21 protein-coding genes are annotated in these 24,497 nt (G+C 64.5%); 8 read left to right on the forward strand and 13 right to left on the reverse strand.

From position 1 onward, the window contains the following. Window positions 1-2 precede the first annotated feature (2 nt). Window positions 3-1,646 carry a murein biosynthesis integral membrane protein MurJ gene (murJ, locus tag A9995_RS09420; RefSeq protein WP_067612050.1) on the reverse strand — a complete coding sequence of 548 codons (1,644 nt, stop codon included), beginning with the start codon at window positions 1,644-1,646 and terminating at the stop codon, window positions 3-5. 24 nt (window positions 1,647-1,670) lie between these two features. Further along, window positions 1,671-2,204 carry a protein-export chaperone SecB gene (secB, locus tag A9995_RS09425; RefSeq protein WP_067612053.1) on the reverse strand — a complete coding sequence of 178 codons (534 nt, stop codon included), beginning with the start codon at window positions 2,202-2,204 and terminating at the stop codon, window positions 1,671-1,673. Between the two features lie 272 nt (window positions 2,205-2,476). Between secB and A9995_RS09430 the strand changes: the two genes are divergently transcribed. From A9995_RS09430 to A9995_RS09440, 3 genes are all read left to right on the forward strand, one after another. Next, window positions 2,477-3,127 carry a Tim44/TimA family putative adaptor protein gene (locus A9995_RS09430; RefSeq protein ID WP_067612055.1) on the forward strand — a complete coding sequence of 217 codons (651 nt, stop codon included), beginning with the start codon at window positions 2,477-2,479 and terminating at the stop codon, window positions 3,125-3,127. 62 nt (window positions 3,128-3,189) lie between these two features. Beyond that, window positions 3,190-4,389, forward strand: a complete 1,200-nt coding sequence (locus A9995_RS09435) for a murein transglycosylase A (RefSeq protein WP_067612057.1) — start codon at window positions 3,190-3,192, stop codon at window positions 4,387-4,389. Further along, window positions 4,386-4,961 carry a Smr/MutS family protein gene (locus tag A9995_RS09440; protein WP_067612059.1) on the forward strand — a complete coding sequence of 192 codons (576 nt, stop codon included), beginning with the start codon at window positions 4,386-4,388 and terminating at the stop codon, window positions 4,959-4,961. The genes A9995_RS09435 and A9995_RS09440 overlap by 4 nt, the downstream gene beginning before the upstream one ends. On the opposite strand, the gene A9995_RS09445 is transcribed toward A9995_RS09440, so the two are convergent. The 6 genes from A9995_RS09445 to aroC all read right to left on the reverse strand — a co-directional run bounded on the left by A9995_RS09445 (window position 4,958) and on the right by aroC (window position 13,377). Beyond that, complete coding sequence (locus A9995_RS09445; protein ID WP_067612062.1) at window positions 4,958-6,508, reverse strand: catalase; 1,551 nt, start codon at window positions 6,506-6,508, stop codon at window positions 4,958-4,960. The two genes, A9995_RS09440 and A9995_RS09445, sit on opposite strands and share 4 nt — an antisense overlap. 184 nt (window positions 6,509-6,692) lie before the next feature. Further along, window positions 6,693-8,903, reverse strand: a complete 2,211-nt coding sequence (katG, locus tag A9995_RS09450) for a catalase/peroxidase HPI (RefSeq protein ID WP_067612064.1) — start codon at window positions 8,901-8,903, stop codon at window positions 6,693-6,695. 207 nt (window positions 8,904-9,110) lie between these two features. Continuing rightward, a complete protein-coding gene (gene ahpF / locus A9995_RS09455; protein ID WP_067612068.1) occupies window positions 9,111-10,700 on the reverse strand; it encodes an alkyl hydroperoxide reductase subunit F in 1,590 nt (529 codons plus the stop codon). A gap of 159 nt (window positions 10,701-10,859) precedes the next feature. After that, window positions 10,860-11,426 (reverse strand): alkyl hydroperoxide reductase subunit C, encoded by a 567-nt coding sequence (gene ahpC / locus A9995_RS09460; protein WP_067612071.1) that lies wholly within the window; start codon window positions 11,424-11,426, stop codon window positions 10,860-10,862. A 272-nt stretch (window positions 11,427-11,698) separates the two neighbouring features. After that, on the reverse strand, window positions 11,699-12,064 hold the full coding sequence (locus A9995_RS16665) for a hypothetical protein (protein WP_168157376.1): 366 nt from the start codon (window positions 12,062-12,064) through the stop codon (window positions 11,699-11,701). A gap of 242 nt (window positions 12,065-12,306) precedes the next feature. Then, complete coding sequence (aroC, locus tag A9995_RS09465) at window positions 12,307-13,377, reverse strand: chorismate synthase (protein ID WP_067612601.1); 1,071 nt, start codon at window positions 13,375-13,377, stop codon at window positions 12,307-12,309. A 96-nt stretch (window positions 13,378-13,473) separates the two neighbouring features. Between aroC and ruvA the strand changes: the two genes are divergently transcribed. The 4 genes from ruvA to A9995_RS16030 all read left to right on the forward strand — a co-directional run bounded on the left by ruvA (window position 13,474) and on the right by A9995_RS16030 (window position 16,738). Further along, entirely contained in the window at window positions 13,474-14,076 is a 603-nt protein-coding gene (gene ruvA / locus A9995_RS09470) for a Holliday junction branch migration protein RuvA (RefSeq protein WP_067612073.1), read from the forward strand. Further along, complete coding sequence (locus tag A9995_RS16670) at window positions 14,073-14,456, forward strand: hypothetical protein (protein WP_145916888.1); 384 nt, start codon at window positions 14,073-14,075, stop codon at window positions 14,454-14,456. The genes ruvA and A9995_RS16670 overlap by 4 nt, the downstream gene beginning before the upstream one ends. Then, entirely contained in the window at window positions 14,446-15,471 is a 1,026-nt protein-coding gene (ruvB, locus tag A9995_RS09480) for a Holliday junction branch migration DNA helicase RuvB (RefSeq protein WP_369815831.1), read from the forward strand. The genes A9995_RS16670 and ruvB overlap by 11 nt, the downstream gene beginning before the upstream one ends. Before the next feature lie 181 nt (window positions 15,472-15,652). Continuing rightward, window positions 15,653-16,738, forward strand: a complete 1,086-nt coding sequence (locus tag A9995_RS16030; RefSeq protein ID WP_082992612.1) for an MYXO-CTERM sorting domain-containing protein — start codon at window positions 15,653-15,655, stop codon at window positions 16,736-16,738. Between the two features lie 101 nt (window positions 16,739-16,839). Here A9995_RS16030 and acnA read toward each other — a convergent pair whose 3' ends face one another. Beyond that, window positions 16,840-19,515, reverse strand: coding sequence for an aconitate hydratase AcnA (acnA, locus tag A9995_RS09495; RefSeq protein ID WP_067612083.1), 2,676 nt, complete (start codon window positions 19,513-19,515; stop codon window positions 16,840-16,842). A 120-nt stretch (window positions 19,516-19,635) separates the two neighbouring features. Then, window positions 19,636-20,541, reverse strand: a complete 906-nt coding sequence (locus A9995_RS09500) for a DMT family transporter (protein WP_067612086.1) — start codon at window positions 20,539-20,541, stop codon at window positions 19,636-19,638. Window positions 20,542-20,703: 162 nt separating this feature from the next. Here A9995_RS09500 and A9995_RS09505 point away from each other — a divergent pair, with 162 nt between their 5' ends. Beyond that, complete coding sequence (locus A9995_RS09505; RefSeq protein ID WP_067612088.1) at window positions 20,704-22,215, forward strand: L,D-transpeptidase family protein; 1,512 nt, start codon at window positions 20,704-20,706, stop codon at window positions 22,213-22,215. 72 nt (window positions 22,216-22,287) lie between these two features. Here the strand turns inward: A9995_RS09505 and A9995_RS09510 are convergent, their stop codons facing one another. The 3 genes from A9995_RS09510 to A9995_RS09520 are packed head-to-tail and all read right to left on the reverse strand — an operon-like array spanning window position 22,288 to window position 24,488. Next, on the reverse strand, window positions 22,288-22,995 hold the full coding sequence (locus A9995_RS09510; RefSeq protein ID WP_067612090.1) for a murein L,D-transpeptidase catalytic domain-containing protein: 708 nt from the start codon (window positions 22,993-22,995) through the stop codon (window positions 22,288-22,290). Then, entirely contained in the window at window positions 22,982-23,941 is a 960-nt protein-coding gene (locus tag A9995_RS09515) for a histone deacetylase (RefSeq protein ID WP_082992613.1), read from the reverse strand. The genes A9995_RS09510 and A9995_RS09515 overlap by 14 nt, the downstream gene beginning before the upstream one ends. Window positions 23,942-23,945: 4 nt before the next feature. Next, a complete protein-coding gene (locus tag A9995_RS09520) occupies window positions 23,946-24,488 on the reverse strand; it encodes a manganese efflux pump MntP family protein (RefSeq protein ID WP_067612093.1) in 543 nt (180 codons plus the stop codon). Window positions 24,489-24,497 lie beyond the last annotated feature (9 nt).

The following is a 24,497-nucleotide window of genomic DNA, read 5'->3' on the forward strand; positions in this document are numbered from 1 at the left end:
TATCAGGGAGCCTTCTTCTTGGTGAGGGTAGCGATCCGTTGCCGGTCGATCGCGCCGACGGCAAAGGCCACTCCGAAATAGACCACTGCGGCGCAGCCGACGAGCACCGCCAGAGCGAACAGCCGTTCGATGAGCCCGGCGGCGAAATAGCCGGTCAGCAGGTCGCGCGCGAACCACAGCGCCGCCCCCATGGCTGCGGCGGCGACCAGCTGGCGCGCGATCCGCAATACCAGCGCGGCGGAGGCGACATAATGCCTACGCCGGGCAAGGACGACCACCAAAAAGGTTACATTGATCCATGCGCCGACGACGCTGGCCAGAGCAATCCCGGGAACCCCGTAGCCCATTCCCTCCAGCACAATCGTCGGCAGCGGCAACGCCAACAGCCAGAGATCAAGCGAGCCGCCGATCGAAATGCCGAGGTTCAGCACACAGGCCGTGACAAAAACCCCCAGCGAAATAAACGCGGCCACAACGGGAGTCCTGGTGTCCGCCCGGGCGTAGAAATTGGGCACCAGCACCTTGACCAGCACATAGGCGGGCAGGCCGAGCACGAGCACCGCCAGCACATTGCCGGTCACCGCCGCATCCGCCAGATCGAAACGTCCGCCCTGGAAGATCATCGTCACGAACGGGGTCGCGCAGATGGCCAGCGCCACCGCCGCCGGGATCGTCAGCAGCATCGCCAGCTCGATCGCATCGGACTGCACCCGGTCGGCGCCCTCCTTGTTCTTGGCGCCGACGAATTTGGACAGCGTTGGCAGGATCGCGGTGCTCAGCGCAATGCCAATGATACCCAGCGGCAGCTGGTTCAGCCGGTCGGCGTAATTCATGTAGCTGACCGAACCGCTCTCGAGCTGGTTGAGGAAATAGAGCTGCACCAGCGTGTTGATCTGATAGGCGCCGCCGCCGATCGCCGCTGGGAGCGCGATGACGCCGAGCCGTTTTACTTCGGGCGTCAGACGCGGCCACAAAAGCTTGGGACGGAATCCTTCGACCCGGACCCAGACATAGAGCCACACCAACTGCATCACGCCCGCGCCGGTCACCGCCCAGGCGATGCCATAAGCGGTCTGTTCGACGCTGGCGCCGGTGACGGCCATCCACCTTTCGCCCAGCAGCAGCGCGGCGATCAGGACGATGTTGAGGATGATCGGAAAGCTCGCGCCCGGCGCGAAGCGCGAGACCGAGTTGAGCATGCCGGTGAACAGCGTCACCAGGCTCACCAGCACGATATAGGGGAACATGATCCGCGCGAAATCGACCGCCATGCCGAACTCGCCCGGATCGATCGGCTTGTCCGCCAGCAGCCAGATCACCCCCGGCATCGCCAGCAGCAGGATGGCGGTCAGCGCGATGAGCACCGGCAGGAATACGCTCAGCACATCGTCGCTGAAGCTGCGCGCTGCTTCGAGCCCGCCGTCGCCGTGGAGGCGCTTGGAAAACATCGGCACGAAGGCGGCCGAGAACGCGCCCTCGGCGAACAGCCGCCGGAAGACGTTGGGAATGATGAACGCCTGAAACCATGCGTCGGTCACCGCATTGGCGCCGAGCACGCGGCTGAAGATCATCTCGCGTGCCATGCCGGCGACCCGGCTGACCATGGTCAGCCCGCCGATCGTCCCGACGTTTTTGAGCAGGCTCACGCCCGAGCCCTGATCAGCGCGCCGTCAGGCGTTGCCACCGGGCAGGGGCTCCTGGCCTTCGCCCTGCTGCTGAGCGCGCGCGGCGAGCTGCTGCTGGTAGAGCGCGCCGAAATCCATCGGCTCCATCATCAGCGGCGGGAAGCCCGCATCGCGGGTCGCATCGGCGATCACGCGGCGGGCGAAGGGGAAGAGGATGCGCGGTGCTTCGGCATAGAGGAAGGCATGGGCATGCTCGTCGGGCAGGTTACGCAGGCCCGCAAGGCCGCAATAGCTCAGTTCGACGAGGTAGAAATTGCCCTTCTCGCCCTTGGCGGTGATGTTCACCTTGAGCTCGACTTCGTGCACTTCGCCGCTGACGGGGGTCGCGCCGATGTTGAACTGCAGATCGATCTGCGGCTGGTCGGTCCACTGGAAGCAGGCCGGCGCATTGGGGTTCTCGACCGAGAGATCCTTCACGTATTGCGAGATCATCCCGGCGGCGGGCTGATTATCCGCGCCGTTGGCACCGGCTGCGGGATCGGGATTGATGTCGGTGAGGATATCGCCTTCGTCGGCCATGATGCGTAGTCTTTCGTGTCAGTGTTGGCGCTGCGGTACCTGTCGCGGGCGGCTGGTTGGGCCCGGCACCGGTTCGGTGGCGCGCGTAGCACCTGCCAATCTGTGCGGCAACTGCGCTGCACGGGACGGGGCGGGCCCGCAAAGCGGCGGGAAGAAGCCGTGCGGCGTGTTGTCCATTTGAGTTTTACACCTATGTAGGGCAGGGGTAAGCTACGAAAATCTCGGGCCCGCGCCGCTTGTTCGATCGGGCCAAAACTGCAGGTGCTTGTTACGTGATACTGGAAATCGTCATCCTCGCCGCCGTCGCCGCCTTTCTCGGCCTGCGCCTTTATTCGGTGCTCGGTCGCCGTGCGGAACACGAGGAAGAGGTCGTGCCCCGCCGCATCGAACGTGGCGAAGATCGCCACACTTCCGATGAATCGGCGCGCTCCGTGCAGTCTTCGGTGCAATTGCGCCAGGCAGAGGTTCCCGCCGGGACCGAGGCGGGCGTGCGGGCGATTGCCGGTGCCGATCCGCGCTTCGACATCGTCTCGTTTCTCGACGGGGCCAAGGGTGCCTATGGCATGATCCTCGAGGCCTTCTGGGAAGGCGATCGTGAGACCTTGCGCGAATTGTGCGACGACGATGTCTATGAAAGCTTTGCTGGCGCGATCGATGCCCGCGAGGCAGCGGGCGAGACGCTCGCCAACCGGCTTGTCCGGATCGAGAACGCGACTATCAAATCCGCCGAACTCGACGGGCGCGTGGCACGCGTTGCGGTGCTGTTCGTGGCCGACATCGCCGCAGTGACCCGCGATCGCGACGAGACGGTGATCGCCGGTTCGCTCGACGATGCGGTCGAAAGCCGCGACATCTGGACCTTCGCGCGTCACGTGGATTCGCCCGAACCCAACTGGATTCTCGACGAAACCGATCAGGACTGATCTTCGGGCGCCAATGAATCCGGGTTGACGCGTAGCTGCTTAAGACCCTGCGGAAGACGACGATGGGAACCGGTGAGAACATGCGCATCCTCCGCTCTTCACTCGCCGTCGCTGCGCTTGCGCTGCTAGCCGCCTGCGTCCGCACCGTTTCCGTACCCGGTCCGTCCGTGCCTGGAACCCTCGCAGAGAGTGCTGCGCTCGCAGGCATCACGGCCGGTCCTGCTATCGCTTCTCTTGGATTGGGCCAGAACGATGCGTCCTCCGCGCTGTCGGGGTTTCGCGAATCCTGCCCCAAACTGCTGATCCGCACCGACCAGAGCGGGCTGACCCAGCGTGACGACTGGCGCCCCGCCTGCGAGGCCGCCACGACATGGCCGGCAAGCGATGCCGCGCGCTTCTTCGCCACCCATTTCGAGACTGTGCAGGTGGGCGACGGGCGCGCCTTCGCGACCGGCTATTTCGAGCCGGAGATCCTCGGCAGCCGCGTACCGGGCCCCGGCTACACGGTTCCGGTCTATCGCATGCCGCCCGATCTCGTTCGCGGCTGGCCGACCGACATGGCCCAGAGCGAGCGCGAAGGGCGCGCACCGCTCGGGCGCACCGATGCCGCGGGCAATTTCGTCCCCTATTACGAGCGCGCCGAAATCGAGCAGGGTGCGCTCGCCTGGCGCGGGCTCGAGATCGCCTGGGCGGCCGATCCGATCGAGTTCTTCTTCCTCCAGATCCAGGGCTCGGGCCTGCTGCGGCTGCCCGACGGCACGCGGATGCGGATCGGCTATGCCGGGCAGAACGGGCGCGAATATGTCGGTATCGGCAGCGTGATGCGCGAGCGCGGATTGCTCGGCGACGGGCCGGGGCAATACGCCGGTTCGATGCAGGGCATCGTCCAGTATCTGCGCGATTACCCCGAGGCGGGCGCGGATCTGATGCGGCTCAACAAGAGCTGGATATTCTTCCGCGAATTGACCACCGACGGCCCCCTCGGTGCGCTGGAGATCCCCGTGCGCCGCGAGGCTTCGGTGGCAGTCGATCCGCTGTTCGTACCGCTTGGCGCGCCGGTGTGGCTCGATCTCGACCGCGATGTGGCCAACGGGTTGTGGGTGGCGCAGGACACCGGCGGCGCGATCAAGGGCGCCAATCGCTTCGATACCTTCTGGGGCAATGGCGGGGATGCGCGCGAGATCGCCGGGGGAATGAGCGGCCGCGGCAGCGCGCTGGTGCTGCTGCCGAAGGGTGTCGTGGCGCGCCTCACCGGGCGATGAGTCCCCCGCGCGGGCTGACCGACGAAGAAGCGGAAGCCTGGCACCGCGTTGCCGAAACGGTGACCCCGCTGGTCCCCCGGAAGCTCAAGCCAGCCAGCACACCGCCGCCCCCCGTCGTCGAAAAGCGCGCGGGCCCGCCGCCGCCATCACCCAAATCCGCTGCGCCCAAACTTCCTTCGCAGCGCAAGCCGGTTCGCCTGCCGCCAAAACCCCCGGCCAAAAAAAGCAGTGATCTCGATTCGCATTGGGATCGCAAGCTCAAGGCCGGAACGGTGGCGCCCGATTTCACGCTCGACCTTCACGGTCTGGGGCTCGACGCCGCCTATATGCGGTTGATGAGCGGAGTGGCGCAGGCGCGGGCGATGAATGCGCGCACTGTGCTGCTGGTGACGGGCAAGTCGCGTCCGGTCGATCCGGCGGATCGCGGCCAGATGCGCGGCGCAATCCGCGCCAAGGTGCTCGACTGGCTCGCCGCCAGCGAACACGGCAGCGCAATCGCCGCCATCCGCAAAGCGCACCGCCACCACGGGGGGGACGGTGCGCTCACGATCGTTCTCAAGCGCGAACGCTAGGACTTGTTCGGCCGCTTTGCTTGGCCCTCGTCCGAGATCGATTTGGCGCTGGCCATGCCGGGCGCCTTGGACCGGCCCCCGATCTTGTCGCGCACCGTCTTTTCGATACGCTCACCGATGGCATCGTCCACGTTGCGCCAATACTTGAAGGCGCGGATCAGCACGCTTTCGCTGACCCCATCGGCCAGATGCCCGGCAACGTTGGAGACGAACCGGTCCCGCTGCGCGCCGTCCATCACCTCGTTGATCAGGGCGCGCGGCTGGCTCCAGTCATCATCGTCTTCGCGCAAGGTATAGGCCTGTCGGACCATATCGCCATCGGCGTACCACGTCGCCTCGCCGCCGACCTCGGGCTGAGCCGCGGGGCCGCCGTAGGAATTGGGTGCATAGACCGGATCGACCGCGTTGACCGTCCGCATGGCGCCCGCGCGCGAGTAGGAATTGACCTGGGCATTGCGCGCGGCGTTGACCGGGATCTGCTTGTAATTGACGCCGAGGCGATGCCGGTGTGCATCGGCATAGGCGAAGCCGCGGGCCAGCAGCATCTTGTCCGGAGACAGGCCGAGACCGGGCACCATATTGTTCGGCTCGAACGCGAGCTGTTCGATCTGCGTATCCCAATCGACGGGGTTTTCGTTGAGCGTCAGTCTGCCTACCTCGATCAGCGGGTAATCCTCGTGCGGCCAGGTCTTGGTGAGGTCGAACGGGTTGATGCGATAGGTCTTGGCATCGTCGTAGGGCATGATCTGGAACTTAAGCGTCCAGCTCGGGAAATCGCCGTCGGAAATCGCATCGAACAGGTCGCGGCGGTGATAATCGCTATCCTCGCCGGCTGTCTTAACCGCCTCATCCTGCGTCAGATGGGCGTTGCCGCTCATGCCACCGACATCGGTGTGGAAATGCCATTTGACCCAGAACTTCTCGCCGTCTTCATTGATAAGCATATAGGTGTGGCTGCCATAGCCATTCATCTCGCGCCAGTTCTTCGGCACGCCGCGATCACCCATCAGATAGGTGACCTGATGCGCGCTTTCGGGGCTGAGCGTCCAGAAATCCCACATCATGTCGTGATCGCGCAGGCCGTTGTCCGCGCGGCGTTTCTGGCTGCGGATGAAGTGCTGGAACTTCATCGGATCGCGCACGAAGAAGATTGGCGTGTTGTTGCCGACCATGTCGAAATTGCCATCTTCGGTATAGAACTTGACCGAAAAGCCGCGCGGATCGCGCCAGGTGTCGGGGCTGCCACGCTCGCCCGCCACGGTGGAGAACCGCATGGCGACGTCTGTCTTGGTGCCGGGTTGGAAGAACCTGGCCTTGGTGTATTTCGTGATGTCGGCGGTGGCTTCGAAATGTCCGAATGCGCCCGAACCCTTGGCGTGCGGCTGGCGCTCGGGAATACGCTCCCGATTGAAGTTGGCCATCTGCTCGATCAGATAGTGATCGTTAAGCACGATGGGACCATCGGGGCCGAGCGTGAGCGAATGCTCGTCGGACTGGACACGAATGCCTGCATCGGTGGTGGTGGGGGGTATGCTCTTGTCGGCCATGGCGACGCCTTTCGATAATGTCGGGAGTTCATACCAAGAACGTTCGCGCAGCCAGCTACGTTCCACCGGCAGCTGGCGAGAAAAGCGTTCGTCTGGATCGCATTTAGCGATGCTGCAGGTCGCATACAAAAAGGCCCCCGGCATCGCTGCCGGGGGCCGATTCGCAATCGCGCGGCGCGCAGGCTTACGCGTGGTACTTGGCGTAGCTCAGATCGAAACGATCTGCGTTCATCACCTTGGTCCAGGCCTTGATGAAATCGGTCACGAACTTCTGCTCGTGGCCGTTCTCGGCATAGACTTCGGCCACCGAACGCAGCTGCGAGTTGGAGCCGAACACCAGGTCGGTGCGCGTGGCGCGCCACTTCTCGTGGCCCTCCAGACGGCAGCGCCCGACGAATTCCTCGTCGCCGCTCTCGTCGATGACTTCCCAGACCGTGCCCATGTGGAGCAGGTTGGTGAAGAAGTCGTTGGTGAGCTGGCCGACCCGATCGGTGAAAACGCCCTCTGTCGGCGCGCTCGAATGGTTGGCACCCAGCACCCGCAGGCCCCCGACCAGCACCACCATTTCCGGGATGGAAAGGCCGAGCTGGCTGGCGCGATCGATGAGGAGATCCTCGGTCTTCACGCTCGCCCTGGTCTTGAGGTAGTTGCGGAAACCGTCAGCGAACGGCTCCATCGGTTCGAAGCTGTCGGCATCGGTGTGCTCGTCCGTTGTATCGCCGCGACCCGTGGTGACGGGCACGTTGACATCGAAGCCGGCATCCTTCGCCGCCTTCTCGACCGCCGCCGAACCGGCGATGACGATGGCATCGGCCATCGACAGGTCGCCGCGCAGCTCGTCGAGCTTGGCGAGTACCTTGGACAATTCCTGCGGATCGTTGACCTTCCAGTCCTTCTGCGGGGCCAGCCGCACCCGTGCACCATTGGCGCCGCCACGATGGTCGGACTTGCGATAGGTCGAGGCCGAGGCCCAGGCCGCCTTGACCAGCTCGGTCACGCCGAGCCCGCTGTCGAGCACCTTGGACTTGAACGAAGCAGCGGTTGCATCAGAAGCCTGCGTACCGGCGGGAACCGGATCCTGCCAGATCAGATCCTCGGCCGGAACCTCTGGACCCATGTAACGGATCTTGGGGCCCATATCGCGGTGGCACAGCTTGAACCATGCCCGCGCGAAGGCGTCGTCGAGTGCTGCCTGATCGTCGCGGAAACGCTCCGAAATCCGGCGATAGTCGGGGTCCATCTTCAGCGCCATGTCGGCGGTGGTCATCATCGTCGGCACCTTCTTGGAAGGATCGCGCGCATCGGGCGCCATGTCTTCCGGATCGGGGTCGATCGGCTGCCATTGCTGGGCACCCGCCGGGCTCTTGACCAGCTCGTACTCATATTTGAACAGCAGGCGGAAATAGTCGCCGCCCCACTGCGTCGGGTTGGGCGTCCAGGCGCCCTCGAGACCCGAGGTGGTGATGTGGCCCTTGCCGATTTCTTCGGGATCGGTGCTCCAGCCGAAGCCCATCAAATGCATGCCTTCGCCTTCGGGCGCACCACTCATCCCGTCGACCGGGACCGCGCCGTGGCACTTGCCGAAGGCGTGGCCGCCAGCGGTCAGCGCGACGGTTTCTTCGTCGTTCATTGCCATGCGACCGAAGGTTTCCTTCATGTCACGCGCCGAACCCAGCGGGTCGGGGTCGCCGCCGGGACCTTCGGGATTGACGTAGATCAGCCCCATCTGGATCGCCGCGAGCGGGTTCTCCAGCGCCTTGCCTTCATCGGGGATGATGCGGGTTTCGACACCCTGGTCGACCCATTCTTCTTCCGAGCCCCAGTAGATGTCGGTTTCGGGCTCGTAGACATCCTTGCGGCCGCCGCCAAAGCCGAACACCGGGCCACCCATCGATTCGATGGCGACATTGCCGGTAAGGATGAACAGATCGGCCCAGCTGATGTGCTGGCCGTATTTCTGCTTGATCGGCCACAACAGGCGCCGCGCCTTGTCGAGATTGCCATTGTCCGGCCAGCTGTTGAGCGGGGCGAACCGCTGTTGGCCGCTGCTGGCACCGCCGCGACCGTCGCCGGTGCGATAGGTACCCGCCGCGTGCCAGGCCATGCGGATGAAGAACGGACCATAATGCCCGTAATCCGCCGGCCACCAGGGCTGGCTGTCGGTCATCAGCGCGGTCAGATCCTGCTTGAGCGCCTTGTAATCGAGCACGTTGAAGGCTTCGACATAATCGAAATCCTCGCCCATCGGATCGGGCGAAGTGCCGCTCTGGGTGAGGATGTGCAGGTCGAGTGCATCCGGCCACCAGTCGCGGTTGGTCCGGCCGAGCAGGGCGCGAACGCCTCCGTCGCCATTGAAGGGGCATCCACCGCTGATATCACCTGTCTTCGCATCCATGGGCTCTCTCCTCAAAAATCTTCAATCGACTCAGGACGTACCCGAGCTACCAGAGGAGAATGACGGCTGGGCGATCATTCGTCCAATCGATTAAATGGGTCGAATTGATTGCCTGAAGCGATGGTGCGGCGAACAGTGCCTGCCATGCGAAAAGCGCCGCCACCCCTCAGGGGATGGCGGCGCTTTGCATTCTCGAGGCTGAACTCGTCAGGCGGCCTGCGCCACGTCCTCGACCGGCTCGTTGCGGATGAGGTAGTCGAAAGCCGAGAGCCCGGCCTTCGAGCCTTCGCCCATCGCCACCACGATCTGCTTGTAGGGCACGGTGGTGACATCGCCCGCCGCGAAGACACCCGGCAAATTGGTGCGGCCTTCCTCGTCGATCACGATCTCGCCATGCTTGGAGAGTTCGAGACCGCTGTCTTTGAGCCATTCGGTGTTGGGAACCAGCCCGATCTGGACGAAAACGCCGGCCAGTTCGATGCTCCGCTCGTCGCCCGAATTGCGATCCTTGACCACCAGGCCGTTGACCCTGCTGCCATCGCCGGTGATCTCGGTGGTCTGGCCCGAGGTGATGATCTCGACATTGTCGAGGCTGCGCAGCTTGGCTTGCAGCACCTCGTCGGCGCGCAGCTTGGTGTCGAATTCGATCAGCGTGACATGACCGACGATCTTCGCCAGGTCGATCGCCGCCTCGACGCCCGAATTGCCGCCGCCGACCACCGCGATGCGCTTGCCCTTGAACAGCGGCCCGTCGCAATGCGGGCAATAGGCGACGCCCTTGTTACGGTATTCGGCTTCGCCCGGAACACCCATATTGCGCCAGCGCGCGCCGGTCGAAAGGATCAGGCTGCGCGAAGCCAGCTTGGCACCGTTGGCAAGCTCGATCCGATGCATGCCGCCCTTTTCCTTGGCCGGGACAAGGCTGACCGCATTGGCTAGGTTCATCAGGTCGATTTCGTATTCGCCGACATGGGTTTCGAGTTGGCCGGCCAGCTTGGGCCCTTCGGTGTAGGACGTGCCCGGCAGGTTCTCGATCCCCAGCGTGTCGTGGAGCTGTCCGCCGAAGCGTTCGGCGGCGATGCCGGTGCGGAAACCCTTGCGCGCGGTGTAGATCGCCGAGGACGCGCCCGCGGGCCCGCCGCCGACGATCAGTACCTCGAACGGCTCCTTGGCGGACAGCTTTTCGGCGGCCTTGGCGCCGCTGCCGCTGTCGAGCTTGGCGAGGATTTCCGCCAGCTCCATCTTGCCGTTGTAGAAGCTTTCGCCGTTGAGGAAGGTCGCGGGCACGGCCATCACGCCGCGTTCCTCGACCTCGTCCTGGAAGGTGCCGCCTTCGATCAGCGTGGCGGTGATGCGCGGGTTCTCCAGCGCCATCAGCGTCAGCGCCTGCACCACATCGGGGCAATTGTGGCACGACAGCGAGAAATACATCTCGAAATTGTAATCGCCCTCGAGCGCGCGGACCTGCTCGATCAGGTCGGCATCGACCTTGGGCGGGTGGCCGCCGGCCCACAGCAGCGCCAGCACCAGCGAGGTGAACTCGTGCCCGGTGGGCAGCCCGGCAAAGCGGACCCATTTGGTCGCATCGCTGGCGCGGCGGATCACGAAGCTGGGCTTGCGCTCGTCGGTACCGTCGAAGTTCGCGCTCACATCGTCGTGCAACACGGCGATCTGTTCGATCAGCTCGCGCGTCTGCTGCGACTTGGCATCGTCGCCGAGCGAGGCGACGAGTTCGACCGGTTCGCGCAGATTGGCGAGATAGGTCTTCAGCTGCTGGGTAAGATTGGCATCGAGCATGGCAAATCCTGTTGGCGAAAGCCGGGAGGGAAAAGCAAAAAGGCCCGGAACGGGAGGGGGGGAGGGTCGCCCCGGGCCTTCCAGCGACCCGGGCAAGACCCGGGCGCTTCGCGGCCGCCATCGCAATGGCGGCCGCGGTATCAATTCAGATCCGGATGATCAGATCTTGCCGACGAGGTCGAGCGAGGGAGCCAGCGTCTCGCCGCCTTCTTCCCAGGCTGCGGGGCAGACCTGGCCCGGATTGTTGCGCACATACTGCGCGGCCTTGATCTTGCGGGTCAGCTCGTTGGCATTGCGGCCGACGCCTTCGCAGGTCTGCTCCATGATCTGGATCACGCCATCGGGATCGATGACGAAGGTCGCACGATCGGCGAGGCCCATGTCTTCACGCAGCACGTCGAAATTCTTCGAGAGCGTGTGGAGCTGGTCGCCGAGGAAGGCGAACTTCAGCTTGCCGATGCGCTCGCTGGTGTCGTGCCAGGCCTTGTGCGCGAAATGCGTGTCGGTCGAGACGCCGTAGACTTCGACGCCCATCTTCTGGAGCATGTCGTAATGCTCGCCGAGATCTTCCAGCTCGGTCGGGCAGACGAAGGTGAAGTCGGCCGGATAGAAGAAGAACACCGCCCACTTGCCCGAAATATCGTCCTGCGTGACTTCGAAGAAGTCTTTGCCGGCCTGGAAGGCGTTGGCTTTGAACGGTTTGAGCTGACTACCGATGATACCCATGAGAATCTCCAAAATTGGGGTGAAACTGAAGGGTCACAGATAGGCGGTGTTGCGCCGCACAAAAGCGATATTGTGCGATTGCTAACATCGGAATTATCAATCAGTGGCACGGAACTTTTGAAAAGAGGTGTCGGCCGCTGATTTCGTAGCGTTTGGTACGATTGGTATGCCGGCACAGTTGGTTGTGTAAGCCTCCGGCGGGTGGGAAGCTGAAGGATCGGTTATTCGACAGCCAGTGCTAATGCGAGGACACTCAGTCCTCTTTACATTTATCAATTGCCTTTTGGCGCGAGACCTTGTGATATCCTGTCCGCATTTGATCCTGCTGGTGCCTCGGGCAACCTGCTGAAATCAGTTTCGATTGACCTTGGCACAGGTCCCCCAAGCTTCGGACAGAAGGAGATCAGGCTCGGTACGCAGGGTGGCGGAGAAAGGTCGGGTGCCTGAGGATTGCCGACATCCATGGTGCTCGCGGCATAATCATTGCTCGCCTCTTCGCGGCTTTTCAGCACGTACTCGGTTTGATCTTGTACCTGCGCGCAGACCACAATCTCGTTGGAAACGATCGCATCAGGGTCGGCGTCGTCACAAGCGTTCTCGACTAGGGTCAGATCAAGGATAAAGCCGGAATCGCCCATCGTTCGGTCTTTATCTGCCGTATCAGCAGTTTGCGCGAAAGCCGTTGCAGGTTCGCACAGCGTCACGAGACAGATTATCAGCAAAGGTTTCCGCACAAACGAGCTTGTTGACAAAATGAAGGTGCTTGGCGAGCTGATATTCGGCGGCCAATATCTACGGAGGGTTCGACGATCTGCAGAGTGCGGCTGGCTCAGGCGAGCTCGATGGGTGGGCAAGGTATGAGCCGTTGCTCGACCGCCCTCTACCCGCATTGCGCGCGGTGCAGCAGTTTGTGGTCCGCCAGCACCAGCGCCATCATCGCCTCGACCACGGGTGTCCCGCGGATGCCGACGCAGGGGTCGTGTCGGCCCTTGGTTCTCACCTCGGTTGCCTCTCCCTGCCGATCCACGCTGGCTACGGGCGTGAGGATCGAACTCGTCGGCTTGAAGGCGACCCGGCAGGTCACCGGCTGGCCGGTGGAAATGCCGCCCGCGATGCCGCCTGCGTGATTAGCGGCGAACTCGGGTGAGCCATTCTCGCCCGGGCGCATGGCGTCGGCATTCTGTTCGCCCGTCAGCCGCGCGGCGTCGAACCCGTCGCCGATCTCGATCCCTTTCACCGCGTTGATCCCCATCATCGCCGCGGCAAGGTCGGCATCGAGCTTGGCGTAGATCGGCGCGCCCCAGCCGGCGGGCACGCCCGTCGCCACGCATTCGACCACCGCGCCGAGCGAGGAACCGGCCTTGCGCGCCGCATCGATCTTCGCTTCCCAACGCTTGGCCGCACCCGCATCGGGACACCAGAACGGATTGCGCGCGATTTCCTGGGGGTCGAACGCCGCAGGGTCGATGCCATCGCCGCCGATCTCGGCGACATAGGCGATGATCCGCACCTCGGGCAGCACCAGCCGCGCGACCGCGCCCGCCGCCACCCGCATCGCGGTCTCGCGCGCCGAACTGCGGCCCCCGCCGCGATAGTCGCGCAAGCCGTATTTCGCGTCATAGGCATAGTCCGCGTGACCGGGCCGATAGGTGTTCGCGATTGCGGAATAGTCCTTCGAGCGCTGATCGGTGTTCTCGATCAGCAGCGAGATCGGGGTGCCGGTGGTCCGGCCTTCGAAAACCCCCGAGAGGATCCGCACCTCATCCGCCTCGCGCCGCTGGGTGGTGTATTTCGACTGCCCCGGTTTGCGCGCGTCGAGGAAGGGCTGGATATCGCTCTCCGCCAGAGCCAGCCCCGGCGGGCAGCCGTCGACCACCGCGCCGATCGCGGGTCCATGGCTTTCGCCCCAGGTGGTGAAGCGCAAGACGCGTCCGAAGGTGTTCCAGCTCATGGTCAGCCACATGCCCGAATATGTGGGCGCAAGTCCATCGGCGCTGGACCAATCCTCTCTATTGCCCCAAGAACAAAGCATGTCCGGAACGATGAAATGATCGCGAAGCTCAAGGGCCTGCTCGACGAAACCGGCGCCGATTGGGCGGTGATCGATGTCGCAGGTGTGGGCTATCTCGTCCATTGCTCGTCCAAGACGCTGGCGGCGCTGGGCGCCAGCGGGGAGGCCTGTACGCTGTTCACCGATCTGCAGGTCAGCGAGAACGACATGCGGCTGCTCGGGTTCGCCGAAGCGGGCGAGCGCGACTGGTTCCGGTTGCTGACCGGGGTGCAGGGCGTGGGCAGCAAGGTGGCGCTGGCGATCCTCTCGGCGCTGTCGCCGGGCGAATTGCGCGGCGCCTGCGCGCGGGTCGATGCGGCCACGCTGGCGCGCGCGCAGGGCGTCGGGCCCAAGCTGGCGGCGCGGATCGTCAACGAATTGAAGGACAAGGCCGGCGCGCTGCCGGGTGGCGGCGAGGGCGCGGGGCTTGCGGCAATCCCGGTCGGCGGCGCCAGCGCCGACGCGGTCTCGGCTCTGCAGAACCTCGGCTTCAAACCCGCCGTCGCCGCGCAGGCAGTCGCCCGCGCGCAGAGCGAATTGGGCGAGGGCGCGAGCGAGGGCGAACTGATCCGCGTGGCCCTGAAACGGGCGGCGGGGTGACCGGCTTTTCCGTTTCTCGAAGCGTTGCTGCAGCCGTCTATGCACTGGCGGCTGTCGTTCTGATTTTTCGGGCCGGGGAGCCGGGCGATTCTGCTTGGTGGCCGAGTGGCATCCTGTTTGGTTTGTGGATTGCCTCGCCTGTCGTAACCGCGCTCTGGTTGGCCAAATTCGTCAATGGCATCGCCCGAAAGTTGGATCTCGCGATGATTGCTGCAATCGCCGGCTTCGGATTTTATTTGCAGTGGCGGGTCATGTTTATCGGTCCACCCGATGCGCAAAACGCGCTTATTCTGCTGTTTGTGCCGCTTTATCAGTGGATGGCGGTCGCTGTGACCTTCGTATTGGCATGGCTGGTCGGGCTGAATCTTCGTGAATCCTGATCTCTCCCCCTCCCGCCAACCGGACGATCCCGACGCCGCGCTGCGGCCCAAGTCGCTTGCCGAATTCGTCGGTCAGCGCGCCGCGCGCGAAAATCTGCGGGTGTTCATCGAGGCCGCAAGATCGCGCGGCGAGGCGATGGACCATGTGCTGTTCTTCGGGCCGCCGGGGCTGGGCAAGACCACGCTGGCGCAGATCGTCGCGCGCGAACTGGGCGTCGGCTTCCGCTCCACCTCGGGGCCGGTGATCGCCAAGGCGGGCGATCTCGCCGCGCTGCTCACCAATCTGGAACCGCACGACGTGCTGTTCATCGACGAGATCCACCGCCTCAATCCGGTGGTCGAGGAAATCCTCTATCCGGCGATGGAGGATCGCGCGCTCGACATCATCATCGGCGAAGGGCCCTCGGCGCGCAGCGTGCGGATCGACCTGCCGGCCTTCACGCTGGTCGGCGCGACCACGCGTCAGGGGCTGCTGACCACGCCCCTGCGAGACCGCTTCGGAATTCCGGTGCGGCTCAATTTCTATACCGAGGACGAATTGCTGAAAGTGGTTACTCGGGCGGCAGGCCTGCTCGACCTTGGTATCGACGAAGGCGGCGCGCGCGAAATCGCCCGCCGCAGCCGCGGCACGCCGCGCGTCGCCGGACGCCTGATGCGCCGGGTGCGCGACTTCGCTCATGTGGCGGGCGACGGGACGGTAACGGCGCAGGTCGCCGATGCCGCGCTGACGCGACTCGAGGTCGATTCGCTCGGTCTCGATGCGATGGACCGCCGCTATCTCACCATGATCGCGACGACCTACGCCGGTGGTCCGGTGGGCGTCGAGACGCTCGCGGCGGGGCTTTCCGAGCCGCGCGATACGGTCGAGGAGGTGATCGAACCCTATCTCATCCAGCTTGGCCTGATTGCCCGAACCGCGCGCGGACGCTGCCTCAACGAGGGGGGCTGGCGCCATCTCGGGCTTGCATCGCCGGGGCCTGCGGGGCAGTCGAACTTGTTCGACGAAGAGGGTTGATCGCGCGGTAATCTTTGCCAGTTTCGGGTCCCACTGCGGGACAGGGCGGGCAAACCCCTCGCTTTTCGGGCTGGAATTTACTTTTTAGCCATCACGCGGATAGTAAACGAATCTGTACAAAGGCTTTTTCGGTGTAAAGACGCTCTGGGCCAGAGTGCCGGTCGAAACAGGAATTGAAAAGATGTCGGTAAAAGCAGCTCTCGCAAAACTGTCGGCCACCGCTGCGGGTGGTGCGCTTCTGGCGGGCGGCGCGGTGCATGTCGCCGAACGGCCGATTACCGACAGCCCGTCTTTCAAATCGGCCAAGGCCGAGCCGCGGCAGATCAAGATGATCAAGACCCCGCGACCGGTGGCGAAGCGGACGGTGCCCCGGCGCGAACCGGTCCGAGCCCGGACGATTCCACGCCAGCTCGAATGCATCCCGGCGACTTCGCCGCAGGCCGCTTCCGACAGCGCCAACATCTGTCCGCCGGTCTATCGTACCGCGCTGGCCCCGGTTCCGGTTCCCCCGCTTCCCGATGCGCGGCCGCTGGCCGGTGGCGGTGGTGCGGCGCGCTCGATTCCCTCGGGTAGCGGCGGCTTCGGGGGTGGCTTCGGCGGCGGTGGCGGTTTCTTCGGAGGTTTCTTCGGCGGCGGCGGCGGCGGCGGTACCAGCGTGGTGGTCAACACCACCAGCGGCGACACCACCAGCGGGACGCCCGGCACGACCACGACCACAACCACGACCTCGACCAGCGGTTTCGACGGCGACATCATCGTCGATATCGACAATTCGAACGAAAATTCCAGCGGCGGGTCGTCGACCTCGACCACCACCGGCGGGGTTTCGACCAGCACGGGTTCGGTGAGCACATCGACCGGCTCGGTGAGCAGCTCGACCGGCGCCGTGAGTACCTCAACCGGGGCGGTCAGCAGCACCACCACCTCCAGCTCTTCTGGCGATGTCTCGAGCAGCAGCTCGGGTGACGTATCGTCGAGCACCTCGACCTCAGGCGATGTCTCGACCAGCACCTCGACTTCGGGCAACATCACTTCGAGCACCAGCTCATCGACCTCGAGCTCCAGCTCATCGAGCTCGAGCAGCTCGACCTCCACGAGCTCGAGCACCTCTGGGGACGTGAGCTCGACCAGTGGCACGACCAGCGGGACCACCAGCGGAACGGACGTTCCCGCGCCGCCGATGATGGCGCTGTTCGGCCTCGCCGCCGCAGCGGTGCTGCGCCGCCGCAAGCTGGCGTCTTTATTTGCGCGTAAGCGGGTCGCCTGACGCGATCGGTTCACGCCGGACAAGATCTGACCGGACAAGAAAAGGGCGGCTCCCCATTATCGGGGAGCCGCCCTTTCTTTTGAGCCAGTTGCCTGCCGCGCTCAGTCGGTGGCGAGCTTGCGCAGCACGTAGTGGAGGATGCCGCCGTTGCGGTAATATTCCATCTCGTTGGCGGTATCGATCCGGCATTTGGTGGTGAAGGTCTTCACCGCGCCATCGCCTTGGGTCACCTCGACCTCGACTTCCTGGCTCGGGGAAAGCCCGGCCAGTCCCTTGATGGTGAAGGTGTCGTCGGGGCCCAGCCCCAGGCTATCGCGGGTCTCGCCATTGGTGAACTGCAGCGGCAGCACGCCCATGCCGATGAGGTTGGAGCGGTGGATACGCTCGAAGCTCTCGACGATAACCGCGCGGACACCCAGCAGGATGGTACCCTTGGCGGCCCAGTCGCGGCTCGAACCGGTCCCGTATTCCTTGCCCGCGACGACCACCAGCGGAGTGCCGTTTTCCTTGTGCTTCATCGCCGCGTCGTAGATCGGCATCTGCTCGCCTTCGAAGGTGGTGAAGCCACCCTCGACGCTTGGAACCATCTCGTTGCGAATGCGGATATTGGCAAAGGTGCCACGCATCATCACTTCGTGATTGCCGCGGCGGCTGCCGTAGGAATTGAAGTCCGCCTTGGCGACCTGATGGCTGTTCAGATAGGCGCCTGCCGGGCTGTCTTCCTTGATCGAACCGGCCGGGCTGATGTGATCGGTCGTGGTCGAATCGCCCAGGATCGCGAGCAGCTTGGCATCGGTGATATCGGTGATCGGCGCCGGCTCCATCTCCATCCCGTCGAAATAGGGCGGGCTGGCGACATAGGTGCTGGTCGGGTTCCAGCGATATGTGTCCGAAGCCTCGACCTTGATCCCCTGCCAGTGCGCGTCGCCTTCATAAACGTTGGCGTAGCGGCGGGCGAACATCTCGCGGTCGATATTGGCGGCGCGGTGGTCGGCGATTTCCTGATTGCTCGGCCACAGATCGGCAAGCATCACGTCCTTGCCGTCCTGGTCCTGACCGATCGGGGTGGTGGTGATATCCTCGGTCACGGTGCCCAGCAGCGAATAGGCGACCACCAGCGGCGGCGAGGCGAGGAAATTGGCGCGCACATCGGGCGAGACACGGCCTTCGAAATTGCGATTGCCCGAGAGCACACTGGCAGCGACGATGTCGTTGCCATTGATCGCGTTGCTGATCGGCGGGGCAAGCGGCCCCGAATTGCCGATGCAGGTAGTGCACCCGTAGCCGACCAGATCGAAGCCCAGCGCATCGAGATCGGTCTGGAGGCCTGACTTGACCAGATAGTCGGTGACCACCTGCGAGCCGGGAGCGAGCGAGGTCTTGACCCAGGGCTTGGGCGTTAGGCCCCGGGCGTGCGCTTTCTGCGCGACGAGACCGGCAGCGATCATCACATCCGGATTGGATGTGTTGGTGCAGCTGGTGATCGCGGCGATGACGACATCGCCGTCGCCGATGTCGTGATCCTTGCCCTCGACGGCGACGCGGTGCGGGCCGTCCTTCTTGTAAACCGTCTTGAGGTCGGTGTTGAAAAGCTCGTTCACCTCCGGCAGCGCGACGCGGTCCTGCGGGCGCTTGGGGCCGGCGAGCGAGGGGACGACCTTGCTCATGTCGAGCGCGAGCGTGTCGCTGAACACCGGCTCATTCTCGGGCGTGAACCACATGCCCTGTTCCTTGGCATAGGCTTCGACCAGCGCCAGCGCATCTTCGTCGCGGCCGGTCAGGCGCATATATTCCAGCGTCTTCTCGTCGATACCGAAGAAGCCACAGGTTGCGCCGTACTCGGGCGCCATATTGGCGATCGTCGCGCGATCGGCGAGGCTGAGCGTGGAGACACCCGGGCCGTAGAACTCGACGAAGCTGCCAACCACGCCGCGCTCGCGCAGCATCTGGACACAGGTCAGCACCAGATCGGTGGCAGTGACGCCTTCGGCCATCGCGCTGGTCAACTTGAAACCGACGACTTGCGGGAGAAGCATCGAGATCGGCTGACCAAGCATGGCCGCTTCGGCCTCGATCCCGCCGACGCCCCAGCCGAGCACGCCCAGGCCGTTGATCATCGTGGTGTGGCTGTCGGTGCCGACGCAGGTGTCGGGATAGGCGACGGCGTGGCCGTCCGCATCCTCGGTCGACCACACGCCCTTGCCGATATATTCCAGATTGACCTGGTGGCAGATGCCGGTGCCCGGGGGCACGGCAGAGAAGTTCTTGAAGCTCTTGGAACCCCATTTGAGGAAGTCGTAACGCTCGGCATTGCGCGCATATTCGAGCTCGACGTTGTGCTCGAAGGCCTTGGGGTGGCCGAATTCATCGACCATAACCGAGTGATCGATCACGAGATTGACGGGCACCTGCGGATTGATCTTGGCGGTGTCGCCGCCCAATTTGCCGATCGCGTCACGCATCGCAGCCAGATCGACCACGCATGGAACGCCGGTGAAATCCTGCAGCAGCACACGCGCCGGACGGAACTGGATTTCCTTGCCGGTGCTGGGATCTTTCTGCCAGTCGGCGATCGCCTGCGCGTCATCGGTAGAGACGGTGAAGCCGCCATCCTCGAAGCGCAGCATGTTTTCCAGCAGGACCTTGAGGCTGAACGGCAGCTTCGACACGTCGCCGATCGTCTCGGATGCCTTGGCGAAGGAATAATAGGCGTATTCCTTGCCCTTTACCTTAAGAGTGGAACGGGTTCCGAGCGTGTCTTTGCCGACCTGGGTCATGCGTGCGTCAATCCTTCCTGTGTGGGGCCTTCACCCGACCAATGGCTGGGGCGGCGATATGTGCCGCGCACCTGCGCCGAAAACGGGCGAAAATCAAGGTCGCAGGATGGATCGGCCGCGCTAGAGTGCACGTTGTTCGGTCGCCGGCACGATCCGATCCGCGTGGGGGTTGCGCGCCGCCATCCAGCATCCGGCGACGATAATCGCTGTCCCGGCGATGGTCGGCAGGGTCACGCTCTCGCGGAAGAACAGCCAGCCGAACAGCGCCGCCCACAGGAAACCCGAATATTCCATCGGCACCAGCACCTGCGCCTCGGCGCGCGCATAGGCCCAGGCGATCGCCATCGCCCCGGCGACGGTAAGCAGCGCGGCCAGCGTGGTGTCGAGCAGCACCGCTTCGGCCGGCCAGACAAACAGAAAGGGAGCGGCCAAAGCCAATACCAGCGCCGCGACGCCCGAATGGAAGGCGGCGATCTCGAGAGGCCTTGCCAACTGCGACTGGCGGCGGATGACGATGAAGTTGTAGGCGTAGAGGAGTGCGGAAAACAGGATCGCCGCCAGCCCCAGCGCGGTGTCGCGGTCGAACCCGCCATCGCCAAGCTTGCCTCCGACGATCACCAGCGTGCCGACGAACCCGAGGATCGAGGCGAGGATCGCCTGCCTGCGGATCGTCTCGCCCAGCAACACCCGCGCGAGATAGAGCGCAAGCAACGGGGCGACGAAACTGATCGCGATGGCCTCGGCAATTCCCAGCTTGGTCAGCGAATAGAAGAACGACAGCGCCATGAAGGCCGACACCACCCCGCGTTCCAGATGAAGCTTCAGCACCGGCCGGGTCGGCCAGCGTCCGCCCAGCAGCAGCCAGACCGGAGCGGCGATCAACGTCCCGATCGCCGAACGCAGCAGCGTGGCGCTGTAGGTCCCCGCCGCCAGCGCCGCGCCTTTCATGAAGGCGTCCATCAACGACAGGCAGGCGACCCCGAGCAAAGCCGCGCCGATCGGGAGCAGGAGCCGGGATCGCATCATGCTAGCGGCATTATCCGCGAGCCGTTGCAGCGTCACGCAAATCCGGTCGTATCGATCCAGAGCGAATTATCCGCTGGCAGTTCACCTGCAGCTAAGCTGCGATATTGGAAGGTGACGACAGATCGCGTAAAGAGATGCCGACAGGCGCTTCCGGTGGGACTTATGAAAAATTTCAAGATGATATTGGGCTTGGCGACGGGCACGGCGATGCTGGCGGTCAGCGCGCATGCGCAACAGACCGGGCCGCAGAACCTGCTCCCCCCCGAATCCGAGACGGTGAGCGAGCCGCTGCCCGACTACACCCAGCTGCAGGCGAGCGATCGCAACGACGCCACGCCTGCCGCGCCGGCGGCGGTGCAGCCCGCGCCCGCAAACCAGCGCCCGCTTTCCACCCCGCAGGCCGGGGCACCCCAACCGACCGTCGCCGAGAATTTCGACGATATCGCGCTTCAGTCGAGCGAAGTGGTGCAAGAACTGCCCGTCCTGGTGGGCGAATGGTCGCTGCCGCAGGCGCAGCAACTGGCCCGCTTCGTTGCGGAGCTTGCCGCCGAAGGGCTCGATCCGCAGGATTACGGGCCCGACGTGCTCGCCGTTGCGATTGCGCAGGGCGAGGGCGGGGCGCTCAACGAGATCGCCAGTCGCACCTTTGTCTGGCTGGTCGAGGATCTGCGCGACGGGCGCACTCCGATGGAAGGGCGCAAGCAGTGGTTCGTGATGGATCCCGATGCCGACCGCATGCCCACCGCGCGGCTGTTGAAGGATGCGCTCGCCGAGGGCACCATCGTCGAGACGCTCGAAGGGCTCGCCCCGATCCATCCCGATTACGCGCTGCTCAAGGCGGAACTCGCCGCCACGCCGGAAAGCCAGGCGTCCAAGCGCAAGCTGGTCCGCGCCAATATGGATCGCTGGCGCTGGCTCCCGCAGGATCTCGGCAGCAAATATCTGATGACCAACGTGCCCGAGTTCCAGGTCCGGCTGACCGTGCGCGACAAGATCATCAAGAGCTATCGCACCATCGTCGGCAAGCCGGGGCGGACCGCCACCCCGCAGCTCGCGCAGCTGGTCCAGGGGGTGATCTTCAACCCCAACTGGACGGTGCCGCAATCGATCGTCAAGGGCGAGGGGCTCGGCGAACGCGTACTCGCCAACCCCGCCTGGGCTCGGACGCAGGGCTATAAGGCGACTCGCGGCGCCAATGGCTGGATCAGCGTGGTCCAGCAACCGGGGCCGAAGAACGCGCTCGGGGTGATGAAGCTCGACATGCCCAACCGCCACGCGATCTTCCTTCACGACACGCCGTCGCGCGGTTTGTTCGCGAATTCCGATCGTGCGCTCAGCCACGGCTGTATCCGCGTCGAGGATGCGCGCGAACTGGCGATGACCATGGCGATTTTGGGCAATATGGAAAACAGGGAGGATATCCCCGCAATCCAGCGCGAGGTCGAGGCGATCACCGCCTCGGGCGAATACACCGCCTACAGCATCGAAAACCAGTGGCCGGTCTACATCACCTATTTCACGATGGCGCGCGATGTGGATGGCAAACTGACCACCTTCAAGGACATCTACGACCGTGACGCGGCGGTGATGGCCTCGTTCGAAAAGCCGCGCATGGCCAATCGTTCGCGGGTTCAGGGAGAGAAGATCATCCCGCTCGAGGCGCCGGGAGCCTGAGTTCGACCGAAAATTGAGTTGGATTAAAAATCGCTGATCGGTCCCCCCGCAGTCGTCGAATGGGTGGGCCGGTCAGTAGACCCCGGGGTTGGTCCGCTGGAAGGTGTTCTCGGTCTCGGGACGCAGCAGGTCGATTTGCTGCACCGGTGGGGTGATGGTGCTGCCATCCTCGGCAATCCCGTAACTTCCTGCCAGCACCAGACGCCCGCCCGAAAGATCGATCAGCGCGCGGTCGAACTGTTCGGGGCCCATCGCCAGACAGCCGTTGGAGCGGCCCAGCCGCCCCCAACGATCGACATGCTCGGGGGTCGCATATTGCGCCTTGTGCATCACGATCGCGCGGTCGAGCGCGTTGGAATTGGTCGGGTCGAGCCCGTCGAGCCGGAGCGACATGCCGAACCGCCCCATATACCAGCTGCGCGTGGTGTAGGCGCCGCGGCTGGTGGCGTGCGAACCCTCGAGGTTGGAATAGCGCTTGAGCCAGCCATCGTGCTCGCCATCCGAGCCATCGCCATGGCTGACGTGGTAGCTTTCCACCCGCTCGCGCTCGAGATCGACGAAATGGAACCGTCGCTGCGAGGAATGGAGCGCAAAATCGGCGATCCCGACGATATCGCTGCGCCAGACATGGTTGCCCAGCCGGGCGATTTCGCTTCGGGCCAGCTCGAACAGTTTGCGGTCGCGGGCCGAGGGGCCACCGACCTGCGCGGCGGCGCGCAGCGGCAGCGCGGCGACTGCGCCGGCCAGCAGTCCGGCCTTGATCAGATCACGGCGTTTCATCGTCTCTTCCTGTAGCAGCGTCTACCCTAGCACAAGATGAACGCGCAAAGCTGGCATTGGTCTCGGCCATCGCCAGCATCGAGGCGGCGTGCCGCTGCGCCACGGCGCGCTGGTCGGTTCCGTAGCCGCCGCCGAGCGCGCTGGCGATGGGCAGCCCCCGGCGCCGCGCTTCACCGACGACGAACCGATCGCGCGCCGCCAGCCCCTCGTCGCTCAGCGCCAGCCGCCCGAGTTTGTCGTCTTGGTGCGGATCGACCCCCGCCTGATAGAGCACGAGGTCGGGTGCGAAACGCTCGATGATATCGGGCAGGTGGCGTTCGAGCGCTGCGAGATATCCGCTGTCATCGGTCCCGTCCTCCAGGCCGACATCGCAATCCGAACGCGCCTTGCGCACCGGAAAATTCTTTTCGGCGTGGAATGACAGGGTGAAGATATCGGAGCGGGTCGCGGTCAGGCTGGCGGTGCCATCGCCTTGGTGGACGTCGCAATCGACGATCAGGATCCGCCGCGCATCGCGCTCGGCGATCAACCGGTTGGCGGCCACCGCGAGATCGTTGAACACGCAATAGCCGGCGCCGGTATCGTGCAGCGCGTGGTGGCTGCCCGCCGCGCTGTTGGCGGCATAGCCGTGCTCGAGCGCCAGCTGCGCCGCGAGCCAGGTCCCACCATTGGTGTGGCGCACCCGGCTGGCGATATGCGGCGTCACCGGGAAGCCGACCCGCCGCTCCTTGGCGCGCGGGACTGCGGCGCGGAACACCTCGTCGACATAGGCGGGATCGTGGACCTCTTCGAGCCAGCGGCGCGGCATCGGCTCGGGAGCGTGTTCGGTGATCGCTGCGCCGCTCGCGCGGAGCGCTTCCATCACCAGATAGTATTTGTCGAACTTGAAGGTGCCGCGCTCGGGCGGCGGCGCCATGTAATCGGTGTGATGGACGACATGCAGCATGGCGTCACAGATAGCCGCTGTGTTCGGCGAGGATCTTGGTCCCCAGCGCGATTAGGATGACGCCGCCCGCCCGCTCTGCCCAGCGCCCCAATCCGTCGCTCGCGATCCGGCCCGACAGGACACCCGCCGCCGACAGCACGAAGGTGACTGCGGCGATCAGCCCCGCCGCGACCAGCGGTGAAAGTTCGAGCGTCGGCAAAGTGATCCCGGCGGCGAGCGCATCGATGCTGGTTGCGATCGCCGCCACCAGCAGCGCCATCCCGCGCAGTTTGGGCGCAGCGTCGTCATCGCCGCTGCCGCGGATCATCTGGATTCCAAGCAAGCCGAGCAGCACAGAGGCGATCCAGTGGTCCAGGTGGGCGATGAAGACGAGGGCAGCCGCACCCAGCGCCCAGCCGATCAGCGGCATGATCCCTTGCGCCAGACCGAACGCAGCGGCGATGCCGAGACCGTGCCAGACCCGCGGCCGGAACCGCGCACCCTGCGTCAGCGCGACCGCGAAGGCGTCCATCGCGAGCGCGAAAGCGAGAAACAGCCCTTCGATCACGGGAAGGCG

It is taken from the genome of Erythrobacter sp. QSSC1-22B (genome assembly GCF_001678665.1).
GTDB lineage: Bacteria > Pseudomonadota > Alphaproteobacteria > Sphingomonadales > Sphingomonadaceae > Qipengyuania.